We start from the raw sequence: 19,994 nt of genomic DNA on the forward strand, positions 1-19,994 counted from the left end.
ACCCCTCGGGCGAGATCGCTTCCCTCGACATCCTGCATCGCCCCCGGATGCGGTGTCGCCTGAATCGCCGGACGCCGCCGTTGTCCGTCGCCATCGGGGATCGCGGGGGTCAGACGGGCATCGCGGGCACCAGCGCCGGGAACGGTTCGCGGCCTGCGGGCGTGCCAGCCGTGCTGGCGGGCGCCCCCGCCGTTCCGATGCCGCTCCCCGATGCCATGGCCTGCGTCAGCAGCGCCGCGGCCGATTGCCGCGAAGCCTGGGCGGGCGACTGCGGCCGCTCGAGGACTTCCCGCGCGATGCTCTCCCTGGTCATCTCGCGGGACCCGCGGCGAAGCTCGATCGCACGGCGCATGGTCTCCTCGGTCCGGATGCCCTGGCCGACGAGCCACCTGAAGTCGTCCACCTCGAAGCTGCGGCGGAATTCGATGGCGCGCGCGCGGGCGGACGGCCCCGCCTTGACCAGCGCCTTGGCGTCGTCCGGGGCGTAACCGATGTACCCCAGCTGTGCGACCAGCGGGTCCGCGCCGGCTTCGACGGTGCTGAATGCGACTTCGCTGAACCAGACGTCCGCCGGCATGGCGCCTTGCTCGCTCACGAGCCGGTAGGAGCGATGCGGGCGGCCCTGGGTTTCGATGCTCCAGAAGATCACGTCGGCTTCATTGCGGATCACGGTGCCGGGCGCCACGTCGAGCCACTGGCCGTCAGCTGCCAGCGCCTGGACCTTCCAGCTCCCCTGGGTCCGCCCGTCGGGTACCGGTCCCGACGGGTCGGCGGCGATCAGCAGCCTGAGCTGGGCCACGGCGATGGCGTGCTGGAAATCGAAGCGGATGAACTGGCCCGTCTCCAGCGGGAGAGGGCTTGGGGCGGGCCGCCAGGCGGTGACTTCGCCAGCGGCCGTGTGCCCGTCGACGAGATTGCCGGGGAGGCTGCGGCCGCCCCAGGCGGTGTCGGTCACCGTCGTGCTGACCGCGTCGACGCTGCCGGCGTCCAGCAGGCGGATCACCGATGAAACGGACAGGTGCTCCTTGAGGTAGTTCTGCCAGGCGTCCTCCTTGCGCTGGTAGGACGTCAAGCCGTCGTAGGAGTTCTGCCGGAAGAGCGAGGTCTCGCCGCCGGTGTAGCCCGACTCGAAATTGCGCCGCAGGCGGGCCTTCGTCTGTTCCAGCTCGTGCCGGTAGGCGGCGAGTTCCGGGGCGTTTCCGCCTTGGTCCAGGACGTCGCCGGGACGCAGGTGGTAGCGGCCGCCAGCGTCCTTCATCGTCGGCCTGCCGTTGTCGCCCAGGTCGAGGTAACCCTTGGCGACATAGCGGGTGACCGAGGCCGGCGGAGCCCGGAGTCCGGAGGAGGTGCTGACCTCGATCACTGAGGAGCGGTCGCCATTGCCTTCGTAGAGATGGCGGTTGGCGTTGCCGATCACCAGGTCCTGGACCGGGACCTTGGCGCTGCGCAGTTGCTTCAGCACCTCGTGGCTGTCGACGCCGGCGCGCAGCATGCCGTCGACCCAGTCCCTGTCCAGCGAGACCGCCACCATCGCGTCGGCCAGCGCGTCGATCACATCGTCGGGCCGGCCGTCGAGCCGCAGCGCGATGGCCAGCAGGGCGCGGGTGTCCGGCGTGATCGCGGCGTCCGCGCCGTGGCTGCCGTCCAGCAGGCGATCGAACTCCTCCATGGCACGGATCGCATGCGCGCCGGCCAGGCCGCCTTGGGCATGCTGGCTGGCCCAGGCCTCGAAGGCCAGGAGCGCCTGGCTCGACAGGCCGTGCTTCAGGACCGCCTCGACATAGTCCCAGGGCAGGGTGCGCGCGGCGAGCGACCTGATCAGCGCGCCGTGATGCGAGGCGCTGAGCGGCGTGTCCACGCTGCTGGCGGCGTAGGCGTCGATGAAGGCGGCGGGCAGCGCCGTGCGCCCGTCCGAGGCCACAGCGAGCAACTGCCGCACGCGCCGCAGCTGGCGCGTGGTGGTGGACTGGATGGCGTTCGCGACCTCCGCGCTCAGGCCCTTCAGGCGCAGATAGGTCCGCACGGCGGCGAGGTCATGCGCGGTGTCCTGCGAGGGCGCGTCCTGGGCCGATGGCTCCTGCCGCAGATCGATGGAGATCCTCGACACCGCCCGGACCGCGGCGTGATCCTTGATGCCGGCGGCGTACAGCAGCGGCGCGATCCAGGGATCGGCATCGAGGCCGGCGTAGATGCCCAGCCAGAGGCCGCGGAAGTTCTGCGGCAGCAGCGGTGGCGACTGCTGGCCGGTGAGCTGCTTCATCGCCCAGGCGGTCTCACTGTTCAGCCGTTCGAACGTGAAGTGTTCGGGAGCGCGGAAGTAGTCGAGCACGTGGACCGTGGTCCGGCCGGCGCCTTCGCCGGCGGTGATCTCCAGCGAGCGGCCCGTCATGCGCGCCGTCGCGTCCGGCCGCACGTGGATCACGCGCGGTCTGGCTGCCGACCACGGCGCGGCCGGTCCGGACTCGATGATGTGGATGCCCGGTGCGGTGGCTTGCACGGGGAGCCTCCCGTCCGCGGCGTAAACCTTCGCGCCGTTCTTCTTGCTGACGGCCGGGATGGCGACGTCCGATGCCTGCTCCGCAATGGCGGGGGCCTGGGTGGCGCCGTCAAGACCCGGGACCGCGGCGGGCTCGTTCGCCGGTGAGCCGGCTGCCTGGGAGTCGGGTTCAGCGCGCCGCATCGCGCCTTCATCGGGATCGCCTGGCGCGGGATGCAGCAACTTGACCACGGCCGCCTGGTCGGAGGCGCCGCGGGCCCATAGCGCCAGCTGTCCGTGCGAGGCGGCCCAGTCCCGCTTCGCGTAGCCGGGCAGGGTCAGGCGCAGCGGCTTGAAGTCCGCGGGCGCATTCACTGGCGGCGTCTCGATGAGGATCAGGTCGTCGCCCGTGCGCGCGTAGCGCAGCCGCGCGATGTCGATGTCCAGCGTGATGTCCATCGGCATCGCGGTGCGCGGCTGGACGCGGAAGGCGCCGCTGCCCGAGCTCAGGTGATGCCGCGTGTGCGCGTGGTCGCCGGTGAGGGCGCGGCGCGACTCCGGCGCCCAGGCATCGAAGGACAGGTGCTTGTCCAGTGCCGTGGCGCTGCGCGCCGTGCCATCCAGCCTCCGCGGATCGATGAGCGTCAGGTGCGTGCCGACGGCGTCGACGATGAAGAGCCCTCGTGGCGCGGCGGGCGCGGCGTCGGTGGCGGCGAAGAAGTCCAGCAGCGTCAGCGTGTCCGCGCCGTTGCCGATGAACAGCGTCGTGCCATCGCGGCGGAAGCTGAGGGACTCGTGCAGGACATCGGCCCGCAGCAGCAGCGGGGTGTCGGCGGGCTTGCCGTCGAAGTCGATGGTGGCGCTGATGCCGCGTCCCCAGATGGCAGCGTCGCTGGCGCTGCTGACGATGCGGTTGCCCGGACGCAGCACGTAGGTGTTGCGGCCGCCGCCGCCGGCGATGTCCGTCTGCTGGCCCGAGACATCGAATCGTTCGTCGGCGGCGCTGCCGGTCACGTGCGCCGAGGCGGCGTCGCGCACGGTGATGGACTCGATGGTCTCCAGCCTGTTCTGCCGGGCTTCGTCCAGGCCGGACGCCTGGAGGGCGATGGCGTACCGCAACCGGTCCTCGCCGTTGGGACGGATCCTCACGTGGCGCCGGCCGGCGTCCAGGACCAGCTCATCGGCGCCGCCCAGGCCGTGGACGTGAGAGCTGGAGTCGCCATCCAGCAGGAAGATGTCGCGCTTGGGCCCGCCGTAATACTCGCTGCGGGTCCCCTGGACCTCGAACAGCTGCTCGCCGAGTTCCCCCGGCAGGCTCGGCCAGACCGTGCCGCGCAGACCCAGCCAGGCGATCCGGGGAACCGCGCCGGCAGTGCGCGGCGCGCGCCAGATCTCCTGCCCGCTGTGCACGGCTTGAAACGGGCTGCGGTCCTGAAGGACGAAGGCGTAGGGGGGATCCTGGCCCGGGACAGGGAATGTGGTGTGGCTGACCGGGTGATGCAGGTGCCCATACCGGACCGTGTTGTAGGTGCCGGACTTCATGACCTGCTGGCGCCTGAAGACCATGAAGTCCTTGCGCTGCCGGTCCAGCATCGCGGAGCGCGCGACCGCCGCGTCGTGGGCGCTCTTCTCGACTTCGGCGCGCTTGAACGCGTCGGTCTCGAAGCCCAGCATCTTGGCCAGCGTCCCCAGGATCACCTCGCCCACCGGGGTGGCGGGGTCGACGTAGTCGGCGTACTCGTCGGCCCACATGAAGGCGTTGACCGCGCCGGCCAGGGCGATGGCCGCGATGGCGAAGGGCAGGGCCGTGGCACTCATCACGCCGGCCGCGGCGCCCAGCAACGTGCCCGCGACGGCCTCGGCGCCGCCGGCGGCCAGGACCGCCAGGTTGATGCCCGTGCTCACCAGCGCATGCATGGCGAAGATCGTGGCCACGGTGGTGCCCGCCACCAGACTCTTGTAGGCGAAGCCGCCCACCGGCTGGCCGGACTTCCAGAAGTCTCGCCATTGCAGGCCGCACAGCACCAGGCCCAGGCCGGCCAGGCCGACATCCGCGCTGCCGGCCATCAGCGCCGTGCCCAGGCGCGACAGCGCCGAGCCGGCCAGCGCGCCGGCGCGGGACTCGGCGGCCACCGCCTGGAGGTCATCGGCCCAGGTCTTGAGCCACTCGCCGACCTTGACCGTGAGCGGCGTGGTCACGATGCCGCTGGTCTGGGCGACGGCCAGCCCCTTCTGCGCCGCGTCCATGTGGCGCCAGCCCTGGGCGATCTGCAGGGCGCCCAGGATGGTGTTGGCCCAGCCGAAGACGTGGCCGCCGACGGCTTCGAGGTCGATGCCCGAGGCGCGGTCGGCGCCCCCCGCGCGGGCCTTGCGAACCTGCTCCAGCAGGCTTTGTCCTCGTGCCGACGAGTTGGCGTGCAGTTCATCCAGCAGCGGCTCGGGCAGGTGCAGGAGCGCCGTGCCGACACGCATCCGCGCGGCGTCATCGGTGCCCGCGATGAGCGATGCCATGTGCGCGTCGTCGAGCCGGATCGCGCCGCCAGCGTTGATCTCCAGAGCGCCGCTGGCCTGCAGTTCGCGCAGCGCCTGCGCGGCCGTGACACGCGAAAGCCGGTTCAGATCGAGCGGATCCTTCGCACCTTCCACGATGTCCCTGAGCGCGCGTTCCTCGGGCGTGTCGCCCTCCAGGACCGGATCGCTTCCCAAGGTCACGTCGACCGCGAGATCGAGGTCCTCGGGCGGGGCGGTCCATCGCCCCTCCTGCTCCCGCTTCGATGCCGGGCCGGGGTACTTGTCGGTGACGATGCGCTCGCCGCTGACCGGGTCGCGCGTGATGCGCAGCGTGTCGCCGGGCATGTGGTGGCGCAAGCCGCCGCCGCGCGCGTCCGGCCGGCCGGTGACCTTGATGATCCGCGCCGATCCGCCCGCGCGGCGCTCCTGCACGACGTGCAGATGTCCGGTCCGCGCCGTCACGGGGGCGCCGCGTGTGGACGGATGGCTGTCGAGCGCTTCGGCGAAGGCCAGCGCGAAGGACTTGCCGGGCAACTCCCGGGCCAGGTCGCAGGCGACCAGGCTGACCTGCTTCAACTGAGGCCGCTGGCTCTTGGGCGCCGTGCGGAAATGCGGGAACAGCCCGTTGATCACCGTGGCAAGCTGGTCCGGCGTCCAGCCGCTCAAGGTGCGCTCAAACGAGGCCGACACGCGGCCGTGGCCCACCACCTGCACATCGACTTCCGTCGACGGCGCCAGCGGCCTCACCAAGGAGCGTCCGCGCCGGTAAGTCCAGCTCGAGCCACCGGTGATCGGCTCATGCGCCACCGAGATCCACACGGCTGCGTCCCCATGGCGCTTGGCCAGCAGCCAGGCGGCCGTGGCGCTTTCGCGGTCATCGGCCATCTGGAGGATGACCTTCACCCGGCCGGGGCCCTTCTTCCGGCCGGGACGAGCCGTCGCGGGCGGTTCCGGCAGCGGCTCCGGCGGCTCGAACGCAGGCGGCTCCTGCGCGTGGGCGTAGCCGGCTCCCCACACCGTCCGTCTGGCTGCTTCGAGGTTCTGCTCATCGGGCATCCATACCGGCGGCAACAGGAGGTTGGCCTGCGTGTCCCGGTTCGCGACGATCCGATCGCCGATCTCCAAGGTGTCTTCCTCCAGCAGCACCTCCGGCGGGAGGTCCGGGAGCAAGAAGGGCGAGGAGCCGCCCGGCCGGCGCGCCGGCTCGAAGTAGCGGAGCAGCATCGATTCGACCTGCCGGATGTCGGCGTCCTGGCGCAGGATCGCCAGACGCTCGGGCTCTCCGGCGTTCTGGAACTCGCGCAGCGGGCGGACCCGGATCCGGGTCCGCCGCTCCAGCAGCGGGTGCGACAGCGTGATCTCGCCCGAGATCCGGTCCAGGGTCTGCTCGACCTGCGGCGCGCTGCTGGCCAGGGCCGCGAGCGGCCGGCGCCTGGGCAGCGGCTCGACCGCGCTTTCGTGCACCGCGGCCAGCCGCGTGGCGAGTTCCTTGCGCAACCGCTCCAGTTCGCGCGCCACGCCGCTGCGCACCGCCGTCATCTTTTCGTGGGCGACGCGCGCGGCATCGCTGGCCTGCCGCGGGAGTTCGGGCGGCAGGCCCAGCAGACGGTCGTCGGAAGACGCCAGGGTGAACCACTTGAGTTCCGCGAAGGTCTGCCTGGCCCGGGCGATCACCCGGCCGCGAAGCTCCTCGTGCTCGAGGCTGCCATCCCGCTGGGCCTGATGAATGTCCTCGTCCTCCTCGGAGGTCGGCGTGGCCCTGAAGATCTGCTCTTGCTGAAAGAGCAGGTGCTCGATGGCGCGGTTGATGAACCGCGTCTCCTCGGATAGCAGCGCCGGATCGGCCCGCTGTGCGCGCAGTCTGGCGATGCCCTGGTCGAACAGATCGCGGATGCCTTGCAGATGCCGCTGGACGTCCTCGGGCGTCGACGTGGACCAACTGACCCGGCCGTCCCGCTCATGCGCGACCACATGCCGGAAGGGCGGGCCGAGGTCGAACCGGTGAAGCTGGGCGACCGCGATCTCGTGCTCCACGTTGCCGTCCAGGCGCTTGAAGACCTTCTTGCCTCGCAGATAGGGCGAATCGGTCGCCGCCTCCCAGGCGCCGCCATTCGCGCCCAGCGTTGTCAGATGCGGCAGCAGGTCGCGGGCGCGGACCAGTTCGATGTCCGCGTCCGTGGCCGGGGCGCCCGGCGACAGGTCGAGCACCAGCGCGCCCTGCGTCGCCGCGGCCCCGACGGCGGCATGCATCAGCGCCGCCTTGCCGAGGAAGCGTTCCCAGACGCCGGCCCCCCGGTCCGCCGCGGTCCGAGTCAGATGCTCGCGGGCGGCGCGCAGCGCCTCCACGAAGTAGCCGGAAGCCGCTCCGATGCGGCGTGTCTCGCCCAGCTCGGCGCGCAGCGTCTGCTCGGTGCGGGGCAAGGTGCCGGCGCGGGGAAACCAGAGGGAGTCGCTGAGGATGACGGCGTCAGCGGCGAGCCCGGCCTGCAGGAGGGGCAGGTAGGCCTGGCGGAGCCGGCCGGGCTTCCCGAGCAGCCCCGCGGCGACGTGCCCGGATACGTCCTTCAGCACGCCCGCTTCAAGTGCCGGGATCTCGCCGGCCTGCGGATTGAAGTCCACCAGCACGCGCAAGACCTGGTCGGCGAGCTCCCTTCTGAGAGTCGCCGTGGCTGCCTGGTCGTCGCCCTGCCAGGCCGGGAGCTGCTCCAGCGCGTCCAGGGTCCGGTAGACCCGCAGGGTCTCCGCGGACAGTGGTGTCTCCGTCGGGGTGGGCGAGGCGGCGGCGATCTGATCGTCCGGGCCGCCGAAGGTGAGCGGGTCCTCGTCGATGGCTGGGACGAGCGTGCCGGCGCCGGCATCGGCGTATTTGTCGGCGTGATGCACCGTGCCGTCCTCGACCCAGTACTGCCAGGTCCGCCCGGACGCGCGGTGATACCGGGGCGAGCGCCTGTCCGCCATGGTGACGAAGCGCAGACCGGAGGGGCCGGCGTCGGGGCCCACACGGTCCGCATACACCGTGGCGCGCATGCCGGGGCGCGACCATTGCTCGTCATGCGCGGCACCGACGAAGGCCGCGCCGAAGTTGCGCTCCGCCGCCGGGCTCTGCAGCACGCATCCGAGCAGGCGCACGCTGTCCACCTGGGACGTCATGCCGGGGCGCAGGGCTCCGAGCAGGCGCCCGATGGCCCGGGCCAGTTCCTCGGGCGTGAACCCGCCCAGCAGACGGGCCTTGGTCTGCGGGTCGGTGAAGCCGTGCGCGGCGACGATCAGGCGCAGGCGGGTTTCCGGCGCGGAGGCGTTGACCAGGTCCCGGCCTGCGCGGACCTGCCAGGACCCGTCCTTGGCCATCCTCACCCAGACCAGCCGATCCCCGTACTTCTCCAGCAGCGCGAGTCCGGCCACTTCCATCGCCTTGTCGTCCTGCGCCGCGATGTAGAGGCGCAACGCCTCCCGTGCCTCGTCGAGATGGGCGCGAACCCTGGGCTCGCGCGGCAGTTGCACGTGGTTCTCCCACTGATTGGCGGGCACCGTGAGGTCGGGGAGCGCGGCGGCCGACTCGCCCTGGGGCATCACCGTGCGCAAACGCCGCACCGCCTCCTCGTCGATGAGCCAGCGGCCCGAGTCATCGCGGCGCGCGAGCACCAGGCCGTTGGCGCTGAACTGGTCCGCGCCGAGGCTGATCCGCGACGGCAGCTCCCGCGCCGGCAGATCGATCAGTCCGAGCCGCGTCATCAGCCGTCCCAGCGTGTCGAGGTTCGCGCGCGCTGCACCGCGGTCCTCAGGCGAGGCCGGGAACAGCAGCCTGACCGTCGCGTCCGATCCCGGCATCGGCGTCAATCGGACCTCGCCACGGTCGAGGTCCCACTCGATGTGGTCGGGCGCATGCCGCAGGCCCTCGAGGAAGGACGGCTGGCCAGCGTCCGTCCGTCCTGCCGCGGCGGGCGATGGCGACGGCACCTGATCGACGGACGTGACGCTCCAGCGCGCGTTCAGCGCCGACCAGCCCGGCCCGGAGCGCCGGGCCGCATCGCTGCTGATGAACCGGATCGGGCCGATCTCTCCCGTGGCGGCCAGCCGCTTCAGTGCGGGGTAGAGCGCGTGCAGGGCGTCGCCGCGCTGCGTCGACGCGGGCGCCGGGGTCCCGGCACGGCTGTGCTGCAGGTCGGCGTCGATGAAGAACGGGGACCCATCCAGGCCGCTGGCCAGCGCGGCGCGCCACAAGCGGATCTCGGCCGCCAGCCGGTGCGGCTGCTCCACGATGTCCGGCCGGGCCTCGATCAGCGCCGGCATCACGTCGAGCAGGTCCAGCATCAGCGCCGTCCGCCGCCGGATCTTCGCGCCCGAGGCCAGCGTCTGGCGAAGCGGCTCGTCGATGCGCAGGCGATCGATGTCGCCAAAGGGGCCGTCCGTCAGCGCCGCTTCCTGCAGGCTGGCGTCGCTCGTGAGATCGAGCTGCCTGCCGAGCGTGTCGAGCATGCGGTGCAGCGACGACGTGCCGCTGAGCAGCAGCTCATGTGCCGTGGCAACGACGCTTCTGCGGATGAACGCATCCGAGACCTCCGGAAAGCGCTCGCCGATGATCCGCACCAGGTCGTCGCGCATCTGCTCCCAGGCGCGGAACTGCTCTGGCGTGAACGAGCGCGCCGGGGTGTCGGGCACCGCCTGCGCGAGCGTCTGCTGAATGACCTTCATCAAGCCGGACTCCGACGCGGCGCTGCGGGCCGGTTGCGGCTGGGCGGCGCGCTGCTGCTCGACGTCCAGCGCTGAGCCGTCGTACTGGGTGTCCGGATCGTCCGCGGGTTCATCGAGGGTGTGGCGCTCGCCCCCCAGGTATTTGTCCTCCCGCTTCACTTCGGACCAGATCGAGAAGGTGGTTTCGCTGGCGTGGTGCCGCAGCGGGCCGCCGGGCCATTGACGCGTGTAGCGCGTGGTGGACGACGGATCGTGATCCGGGAAGAGGACTGGCCGGCTGTACGTCGTCACCTTGAGCTTGGGACTGATCGTGGAAGAGGACGGATCCAGCCTGGACTTGACGAAATTCCTGCGGAAGGTCTTGCCAAAGGAGGTGTCCGCGAGCGGACTTTCCAGAGCGCAGGACAGCAGGGTGACGCTCTCGACGCGATCGAGACCGGTGTGAAGCTCGACCTCGTCGCGGGCCAGTTCCGCGAGCCGGGCGGGGTCGTGGCCGCTCAAGCGTGTCTTCTGAAGCGCATTGAGGGAGGACTTCCCGACGATCACCAGCTTGACGAACCGGTCGGCCACCTGCGACAGGAGGTCCGCGCCGGCGACCACCCGGCGTCCACCCCGGGCATCGCGCTGCACCCAGGCGACCCCGCCCTTGTCCTTGTACTTGGTCGCGTAGCGCAGGCCGGCCTCGAAGGCGGCCGGCGAGTCGTCCAGCTGCAGCACGATCCGCAGCTTTCCGCGCGCCTCGTGGTCTGCGGCAATGCGCGCGCGCTTGGCCGCAGGCTCGCCCTCGCCCTCGGCGTCGCGGACGGCATGCCACGCCTTGATCCATCGCGGGTCCGCCGCGTGGGCGGGCGTCATCTCGTTGCGCCACTGCGTGACCGGTGGACGGGGCGGTTCCTCGAGCACGACGCGGTCCAGGAAGGCCTGGACGACGCGCATCGCCGCCGGGTCGAACCGCAGCCGGCCGCTCGGCAATCGCTCGGCCACCCGGATGGAGAAGCGGTCCTGAGCCGAATTGAGGACGTGCATGCCCTGGTCGTCCACGCGCAGGTATCGGGGCTGGCGGCTGCGAGGGATGGCGACGCCGCCCGGACCTTCGCTCCAGCGCTGCGTCCATTCGTCGACTTCGGCGGCGAACGCGGCCGCGAACTCGCCCCGCGGAGCCACCAGCTTCGCGGTGAAGAAGCGATCCTGGTGGCTGCCGTCCGGCTCGTACCGGTAGACATGGATCTCCTGCTTGTCGAGCTTGAACAAGGGCTTGCCGCGTGCCCCGTCCGGCAGATGCTTGCGCGTGGACCAGGCGGGCATTGGCATGTCCGGCCTGGCGAACACCGGTTCGGGCCATTCCACCGGCATCCAGCCGGAGGGCTTCGGATCCGGCGGCGCTTGCAGGAGCTGGCGCACCGTCTGGACGCTGTCCGCGCGGTTGGCAGGCGTGGCGGCCGGGCCGGCCCCGGGCGGCCAGACCGGGACGAGCTTGCCGATCAGGCCAAGGTCCGACAGCGCTTCCAGCGCCGGGAAGAGGCGCTTGAAGGGCCGTGCCAGGCTCAGGGCGGCCGGCGTGACGTCGTGCAGCCATTCGCGGATGAAGTCGATGTCGAAGGGCATGGGCCGCTTCGTCCGCGCGGATTCGAGCGCCATGAGCACGAGTTCGGCGCTCAGCCGCTTCGCAGACGGCGCGCCGCCCTCCATGCCGGACCAGCTCGTGGGGTCGTCGGCCTCGATGAAGCGCAGCGTGTGCAGCGGCGTCCAGGGCTTGGGCGACCCGGCCGCGCCGGACTGCTGATGGATCAGTTCCCGCACCCGCACCAGCGTCTCGTCCAGCAGAAGCAGGTCGAGGGGGCGGATGAACTGCGGCCTGTCGTAGCTCAGGGCGGCGAGCTTCCCTTTTCCCCGGCGCAGGACGATGAAATCTTCGACCGTCCGCCGCGCTTCGCCCTCCAGTTCGACGCCCATGTGCGCCAGGATGCGATCAATCACGCCATCGCGGATGCGTGTCTTCGCCTCTTCGACGGGGCTCTGCAGATCCAGCCGCGCGGCCACCAAGGCCTTCGCGGCGAGGGAGCCGCGGTCCACCCGCGCCTGCCGGCCGCCAGCCTGCGCGGCCTCCGAGGGCAGGCCGGCCGGCGCCTCGGCCGCCGTTTCAGCCGCCATTTCGGTCGCCGTCTCGGGCGCCGTTTCAGCCGCTGCTTCGGCAGGCGGCTCGGCGCCGGAGGCCGCTTCCGCTGCGTCGACGCCCTGCGCTGGGCCGCCGTCCGTCTGGTCCCGCGGCGGCTCACCGCTGGTGCCCGGCTGCGGCGAATCGTCCTCCACGCTGATGTCGGAGTACGAGTCCGGATCGTCGTCGCCCGAAGGGAGCCTGAGCGGCGGCTCCGGCAGCGCGGCCCAGTCTTCGAACGCTGGCAGCGTGCCGCGGCCGAACGCGGACTGGAAGGCCGGCGTCATGGCCTGGTCGGCGGCCCGGCGCGCCACGTCCACCAGCTCGCCCGCGAGCGCGATGACCTCGCCACTGGCGCCGCCCTTGGCGATCTCCGCGCGCAACGCGAGCGTCTTGTCGACCCGGCGCTTCCACGCGGTGGCGTCCATGCCTGCGGCGCGATCGCGTCGCGGCCTGTCGACGAGCGCATCGAGTTCGGCCTCGATCTCCTCGGCGCAGTCATCGAGCCGGCCGGCGGCCTCCTCGTCCTCGTCGTGGCCGAAGGCCAGGCTCGTCAATTTGTCCCGGTAGCGCGTCCAGGGGCCGAGCAGGTCGCTGCGCAGCAGCACCTTGACCCGGCCCGTGGATGGATCGAAGGCGGCGGTCGGCCAGCGCTCAAGCAACAGACCCTCGGGCGTCAGCCATCGCCCCCCCGCCTCGTCGCGCATCCAGGCGCCGCCCGAGGCGACGGTCCGTTCGTCCCGGGCGCGGAACCGGACGGTGCCCAGCACGCCGGTGCGGGTCATCAGCGCGAGCTGGTCGCGCATGGCCGTCACCAGGCGCGCGTACGCGGTGGCCAGGGCGCTCGGGGCCGCGGCGGGGTGCAGCGCCTCTTCCAGCAGGTCCGCGTTCAGCGTCAGCGGGGTGGCAGGATCTGCGGACGAGACCAACAGGTTGGCGTAGAAGGCCGCCAGCACGCGTTCGCGGATCCTGAAGCCGGGCGCGTCCGGCTCCGCGGCAATCAGGGCCTCGAGGTCGGCGACCCTGCGCCGCAGCAGCACGGCCGCCGCCACCTGCGCCGGCCGGCCCGCCTGGCGGGGATCGGATCTGACGCTGTCGATGCACAGCTCGTAGGCCCGGTGCAGCGTCGGCACCGAGCCTTCCAGGATGCCGGCGAGCAGGGTCCGGGCGAACGGATGGAGCGTGGCCGACGCCGGACCTCCGGATTTCTGGAGCCACTGCCGGCTGTAGCGCTCGATGAGCGCGTCGTGCGAGGCCGTATCCGTGGCCGTGCCCGTGGCCGTGCCCGCCGCGCCCGCCGGGGACCAGCGGTCCACCGCCTCGCGCAGGAGCGAGGTCATCACGTCGACGCTCCCCGCCCGGTCGGGTCCCTGAAGGGCGACTGGGATGTGCGAGGACATGCCGGCGCGCACCGTTCCCGCTGCCGTTCCCGCTGCCGTCGCCGCCGCGGATCTCGCCGCTGTTTCCGCCGCCGCTGCGAAGGTCCAGCCCTCCGGCCCCAGGCGGGCGATCTCCCCGTGGCCGTCAGTCAGGCGATCCGGCGACAGCGTCAGCACCAGCGGCAGGGCGTCCAGGTCCGCGCCGCCGGGCGCGGCGACGTAGGCCGTGATCAAGGTGTCAAGCGTCTGCAATTGCCTGAGCAGCGCCGCATCGGCGTCCGCCGCGCCGAGCTGCACCAGCGCATGGCGGTGGACGCCGCCGCGGACCCAGGCCAGCGCCACGGTCCGCGCGCTGGCATCCCACGTCTGCGTCAGGCCCGGCGCCAACTGCGCCAATGCGCGAAGCGGCCGGGCCGGGTCGATCGGGGCGGGTCCAAAGCTTCGGCTCGTCGCCGCCGTGTCGAAGCCGGCCGTCGCCACCGAGCCGATCACGCCGGCGCGGCTGAGCGCATTCAAGGTGTCGTAGAGCGCGAAGCGCACGCCCGCCGAGGCCTGCGCCGTCTGCGAGTGCAGCTGAAGGGCGTCGATGTCCAGCTGGAGCCGTTGACCGGGGCTGGCATCGAGCGCGGCGATGTAGACATCGATCAGGGCCTGCGCGGTGGCGACGCCCAGGTGCGGCGAGGCCCGCCCGGCGGACTGGATCACGCGGTCCCAGACCACTTGCTTCAGCGCCCTGAAGGTGATCGAGGTGTCCGCCAGCTCGACCAGGGTCCGGCGGCGCGCCGGGTCGATCGCGTCGAGCAGCGCCAGATAGGCGTCACGGCTTCGCAGCGGGGATCTGTGCAGCAACGCCTCCAGCATGGGGCGGATCACCGCGTCGCGCGCCGACTCGGACAACTTGCCGAGCACTGCCGCCGCTGCACGCCGGAGTTCGGGCAGCAGTTGCTCGCGCCGCTCGTCCGCGCCGGCCATCGTGACGGGCCAGTGGGCGGTGTCCGCCTGCAGCGCGGCAGCGATGACGCTCGCGCGTTGCTCGATCGTCAGCGCGCCGGTCTCGTCCGCGGTCCAGCGCGCCGGCAGCCGGGCCGGGCCGCTGGGCCCGGCGTCCTCGGAGGGCCGCGGGCTCCACGGCGAGTCGTCGAAGCCGTCCGAGCTCTCGCTGGAGGCCGGGGAGGCGCTTCCCGAAATGCCACTGCCGGCGGGCGACGCAGGCGCGTGCGTCGAGCCGGGCAGCGTCGCCGCAGCCTCCAGCGAGGCCCGCGGCACCTGTGCCGCCAGCGCCGCTTGCGCCGCCAGCGCCTGCTCCAGCAGGCCGGCGGAGCCGGAGAGCAGGCGTTCCAGCTCCTGCGCGATCCTCAGCCGCGCGGCATCGGCGCCCGGGGCGTTGCGCAGGGCCGCGATCAGCGGCGCGGCCGTCCTCGTCCGCTCCTGCCAGGCGGCGCGGTCGAGCAGGGGGCTGAGTTCCGGCCGCTCCAGCGCATCGATCCCCGCGATGTCATCGATGACGGACGCCGCCAGATCCACCAGGCTCTCGAAGAGTGACGCGTCCGCCGGATCCTCCATCGGGTAGGTGGCGACCTCGCCGGCGAAGACGTCCCAGGCCTCGTCCAGCTCGTCCGCGACGTGGCGCACCCGGTCGGACTCCGGATCGAACCCGTAGTGGCGCAGGGCCTGGAAGGCGGCGTCCTGAGCGATGGAGAAGCCGCCGCCCGGCAAGGGGGACCACAGGGCCGCCGGGGTCTCGCCGGGGACCTTCGCCGCGACGAATCGCAGGGGACCGATCACGCCGCTCGACGACAGGCGCGCGAGCCGCTGGCGTGCCGTCAGCAGCAGGCCGGAGCGGATCCGAAGATCCGCGCCGGCAGCGCCCTCGCGCGCCATGAAGACCTCGTCGAGCCGGATGGTGAACGGCTGGTCCGGCGCCCGCGAGCGCAGCGCGTCGGCGAAGAGGTTCGCCATGGCGCGGCCGGTGGCGGTGCGCGTTTCGGCCTGGGCGTCGACCGCGTCGAGCAGCACCTTCTCCGTCGCGTCGAGCAGGCGGTCGAAGGCCCGCGCCACGTGGTCCTCGAGCCGCGCGGGCGCGATGTTCCCGCGCTCGGCCTCGACCAGCGCGCCATGGATCTGGGCCAGCTCCATGGGCGAGGCGTCGAGCACGGCCTGCAGGAATCGCGAGGCGAGCGCTCTCAGCTCATCGCTGGGCAGCGTGATCGCGAGTTCGTCCAGGTGCTGGCCGAGCGCCTCCTGCAGCGAGCCGGCGAGCGCGCCGTCCACCGGCGCGTTGCGGGGCCAATGGCGGACTGCCTCGTCGAGCATGGCGGCAATCGCGCCGGCGCGGTCCTGGGGCTCCGCGGAGACCGCCCCGTGCAGGCGCGACAGCGTGGCCGCCAGCTCGGGGGCAAGGCCGCCCAATGGCAGCTCCGGCCTTTGCGCCGATTGGCGCAGGGCGTCGATGAACGCGCTGGCCAGGGCGTCGGCGGTCTCGCGCTCCGCCGGCCCGAGCGCGTTCATGGCGGCCACCTGGCGCTTGAGCCGCTCGAGTTCATCCAGCGCCATGTCCTTGGCGCGCGGCACGTCCGGGTGGCCGAAGGCCTTGAGCAGTTCCTGGTGGGCCGTCTGCAGGTCGGCGAAGGAGGCGTCGAGCATGCCGCTCAGCAGCCGCTCCACCGCCAGGTCCATGGACCGGCCGTTGACCAGGTTCGGTGAGTGGCGCGACCTGAGCTCGGCCTGGAGACCCGGCGCCCATTGCCTGATCAGGTCCGCGGCGCCCGGGACGGCCAGCCGCCAGCCCTGCAGGCGTGATTGCAGCTCGCCGGCGATGGCCAAAGCGCGCTGTTCGAGCGGGGTCCGCGGCGCGCGGGCGGCGCCGGCGGGCGTGGAGGAAGCGGCGGCAGCAGGGGATTGAGCCATGGCGGGACGGGCGAGGAGTGAAGGGGTCCGCCTCAGTGGACCGCCCCCGGCGCGGCCCCGATCGGTTCCCCCGGCAGCGTCGGGTGACTCCGATTGCGGTGTCGCCCGCCTCACCGCCCTGCGCGGGCCATGCGTCTGGCGCGGATGGCGCGGATGCCCGATGGCACCGGGCATCCGCGCTCGCGCCGCCGCGCCGTCAGCGCCGTCAGCGCTCGCGCAGGCTCTCGCTGCCCGTGCGCTCGATCGGGCTCAGCAGGAAGCCGATCACGCGGCGGCTGCCGGTGCGCACCTCCGCGCTCAGCGCCATGCCGGGGCGCAGCGGCTGCGGCTGTCCGTCGACCTCGATGGTGCGCGCGTCCAGCGTCAGCGTCACGGCATAGAGCGGGCCGCGCTGTTCATGCTCGATGGCATCGGGGCTCACGCGCGTCACCGTGGCCGGCAGCGTGCCATGCCGCGTGAACGGGAAGGTGTCGAGCTTGATCGCCGCCGTGTCGCCCACGCGCACGAAGCCGATGTCCTTGTTCTCGAGCATCACCTCCGCGGTGATGGGCGCATCGTCGGGCACGACCACCATCAGCGTCTGCGCCTCGGTGACCACGCCGCCAGGCGTGTGGACCGCGAGCTGCTGCACCGTGCCCGCCACCGGCGCGGTCAGCCGCGTGAGCGCCTCGCGCCGGCCGGCCTTGCGATGCTCGGCGCGCAACTGCGCCAGCCGCGTGCCGGCCTCGTCGCGCAGGTCGTGCCAGCGCTTGAGGGTCTCGGCCAGCAGCGCCGAGCGCGTGGCCCGCGCCTCCGCCAGCGCGGCCTCGCTCTCGCGCAGCCGGGCGCGCTGCGTGGCGAGTTCGCCCGCCAGGTCCAGGCGTTCGCGGCGCCGGTCCTCCCAGGCGTGGGCCGAGGCGAAGCCTTCGTCCACCAGCGCGCGCAGGTCGTCCTCGCGCCGCAGCGCGATCGGCAGCGCCGTCTCGACGCGCGCGATCGTGGTCAGCGCGGTCTCGCGTTCGGCGAGCCGCCGCGCCGCCTCCGCATCCAGGCGGTCACGCCGCGCGCGCAGGTCCGACCAGTCGGCCCGCAGCAGTTGCGCCGCCGCGCGCCGGTGCTCCTGCGGCCAGTCGGCCGGGGGCGAGGACGCCGGATCCGCGTCCGCCTCCAGCGCCGCGATCAGCGTCTGGGCGCGCCAGCGCTCCGAGGCGGCGCGCTGGCGCTGGTCACCCAGGCTCTCCCGGTCCGCCTGCGGCGCGGTGGGATCGAGCTCCAGCAGCGTCTGGCCCGCCGTCACGCGGTCGCCGTCCCGCACCAGCACGCGGCTCACGACCGACCGCTCCAGCGGCTGGATGAGTTTGGCGCGGTCGCTGACGACCAGCTTGCCGGGCGCCACCGCGACGATGTCCACCTGGCCGACGATGGACCAGACCAGCGCGATCGCCGCGACGCCCATCAGCACGAACGCGGTCCGCCGGGGTGCCGGATGCATCGGCGTGTCGCGCACCGCCAGCGCCGCGGGGAGGAAGGCCGCCTCGTCGGCGAGCCGCGAGGGGCCGGTCAGCTCCTTGCGCATCGCCCACGCGGCGGCCGCGATGTCGCGGTAGCGGCCCAGCAGCGCGCGCGCCGCGCTGCCCGCCTGCAGGCGCCGCATCATGGCCGGCCTCCCACGCCGTCCTGCATCGACCACAGGTGGCGGTAAATGCCGTGCGGCAGGCGCAGCAGCTGCTCGTGCGATCCCTGTTCGGCGACCCGCCCGCGTTCCATCACGACGATGCGATCAGCACCGCGCACCGCGCTGAGCCGGTGGGCAATGATCAGGACGGTGCGTCCCTCGCAGATCTGGGCCATGTTCCGGTGCAGCACCGCCTCGCTTTCGTAGTCCAGGGCGCTGGTGGCCTCGTCCAGGATCAGGATGCGCGGATCGCTGAACAGCGCCCGCGCGATCGCCACCCGCTGCCGCTGGCCGCCCGAGAGCGACCCGCCCTGTTCGCCGACGATGGTGTCGTAGCCCTCGGGCAGCTCGCTGATGAAGTCGTGCGCGCCGGCCAGCCGGGCCGCGCGGACGACGGCCTCGATCGGCGCGGCCGGATCGGTGATGGCGATGTTCTCGCGCAGCGTGCGGTTGAACAGCACGTTGTCCTGCAGCACCACGCCGATCTGCCGCCGCAGCTGCGCCGCATCGATCAGGCCGCTGTCGATGCCGTCGATCAGCACGCGGCCTTCCTGCGGCAGGTGCAGCCGTTGCACCAGCGTCGTCAGCGTGCTCTTGCCGCTGCCGGAGCGGCCGACGATGCCGATCACCTCGCCGGCGCGCACCGACAGGTCGACGCCGCGCAGCGCCGGGGCGGCCTCGGGCCGGTAGCGGAAGCTGACGTCGCGCAGCTCGAGCGCGCCGCGCAGCGCGGGCAGTTGCGCGGCGCTGGCTGGCGGCGCCTCGGTGCGCGTGTTCAGGATGTCGCCCAGGCGCGCCATCGACAGGCCGGTCTGCTGGAAGTCGGTCCACAGGTTGGCCATGCGCATCACCGGTTGCGCCACGTGCTGCGCGAACATGTTGAAGGCGACGAACTCGCCCACCGTCAGTGCGCCGGCCATCACCTCCTGCGCTCCCCACCACAGCGTCGCGGCCTGCGTCAGCTTGCCGACCAGGCCCACGCCCTCGTGGCCCCAGGCGGCCAGGTTCTGCGTGCGGAAGCTCGCCGACACATAGGCCGCGAGCTGGCGGTCCCAGCGCCGCGAGAAGGTGGGCTCCAGCGCGCCCGCCTTGACCGTCTGGATCGCGGTGACGGACTCGACCAGCATGGCCTGGTTCTCGGCGCCGCGGGCGAACTTCTCGTCCAGCCGGCGGCGCAGCACCGGCACGATGAGCACGCTGAGCAGGACATAGCACGGCAGGCTGGCCAGCACGATCAGCGTCAGCGGCACGCTGTAGGCGAACATCACCGCGATGAACACGACCGAAAAGAACAGGTCCAGCACCACGGTCAGCGCCTGCCCGGTGAGGAAGGCGCGGATGTGCTCCAGCTCGCGCACGCGCGCCACCGAATCGCCGACGCGCCGGGCCTGGAAGTAGGCCAGCGGCAGCGCGGCCAGGTGGCGGAACAGCCGCGCGCCCAGCTCCACGTCGATGCGGCTGGTGGTATGGCTGAGGATGTAATGGCGCAGCCCGCTGAGCAGGCTCTCGAACAGCATCACCACCACCAGCCCGGTGACGACCACGTGCAGCGTGGACAGGCCCTGGTGGACCAGCACCTTGTCCATCACGACCTGGAAGAACAGCGGGTGCGCAAGTCCGAAGCCCTGCAGCACGAACGAGATCAGCAGCACCTCGCCGAGCAGGCGGCGATGCTTGACCAGCGCGGGGATGAACCAGGAGAAGTCGAAGCGCGCCATCTCGCCGACGAGGCTGGCGCGGCTGGCGAGCAGCAGGACCTCGCCGTTCCAGCGTTCGCGGAACGCGTCGTGCGCCAGCAGCATCGGGCGGGCGTCGCCGACGGCGGGGTCGGCCACCAGCAGTTCGCGCTCGCCAACGCGGCCGAGCACCACGGGGCGCGCGGGACTGTCCGCCGGCGCGCCCTCGTCGCGCAGCCAGGCCAGCGCCGGCAGCGGCAGGCGCGCCAGGCGTTCGAAGCGGATCGGCAGGCGGCGCGCCTTCAGGCCGATCAGGCGGGCGGCGCGCAGGACCTCGTCGGGGCCGGCGTCGTCGTTGGGACCCAGACCCAGTTGATGCGCCAGCTGGGCCGGATCGGCGGCGATCTCGTGGAACGCGGCGATCAGGCAGAGCGCGGCGAACGGCGAGACGCGCGGCGCGCCGGACTGCGGGGAGGGCGGGGAAAGGAGGAGAGTGGGGTCGTCCATCGGACTCAGGGGGCTTGGAGAAGGCACCGTGAGTGAC

The 19,994-nt window shown here is 72.3% G+C and carries 3 protein-coding genes; all 3 read right to left on the reverse strand.

Features of this window, described 5'->3' with window-relative positions:
- Nucleotides 1-109 precede the first annotated feature (109 nt).
- The 3 genes from ABDW61_RS08005 to ABDW61_RS08015 all read right to left on the reverse strand — a co-directional run bounded on the left by ABDW61_RS08005 (nt 110) and on the right by ABDW61_RS08015 (nt 19,957).
- Nucleotides 110-16,120 carry a C80 family cysteine peptidase gene (locus ABDW61_RS08005; protein ID WP_343637908.1) on the reverse strand — a complete coding sequence of 5,337 codons (16,011 nt, stop codon included), beginning with the start codon at nt 16,118-16,120 and terminating at the stop codon, nt 110-112.
- Between the two features lie 205 nt (nt 16,121-16,325).
- Nucleotides 16,326-17,756, reverse strand: coding sequence for an HlyD family type I secretion periplasmic adaptor subunit (locus tag ABDW61_RS08010; protein ID WP_343637909.1), 1,431 nt, complete (start codon nt 17,754-17,756; stop codon nt 16,326-16,328).
- Nucleotides 17,753-19,957, reverse strand: a complete 2,205-nt coding sequence (locus ABDW61_RS08015; protein ID WP_343637910.1) for a type I secretion system permease/ATPase — start codon at nt 19,955-19,957, stop codon at nt 17,753-17,755. The genes ABDW61_RS08010 and ABDW61_RS08015 overlap by 4 nt, the downstream gene beginning before the upstream one ends.
- Nucleotides 19,958-19,994 lie beyond the last annotated feature (37 nt).

It is taken from the genome of Roseateles sp., assembly GCF_039595595.1.
GTDB lineage: Bacteria > Pseudomonadota > Gammaproteobacteria > Burkholderiales > Burkholderiaceae_C > Roseateles.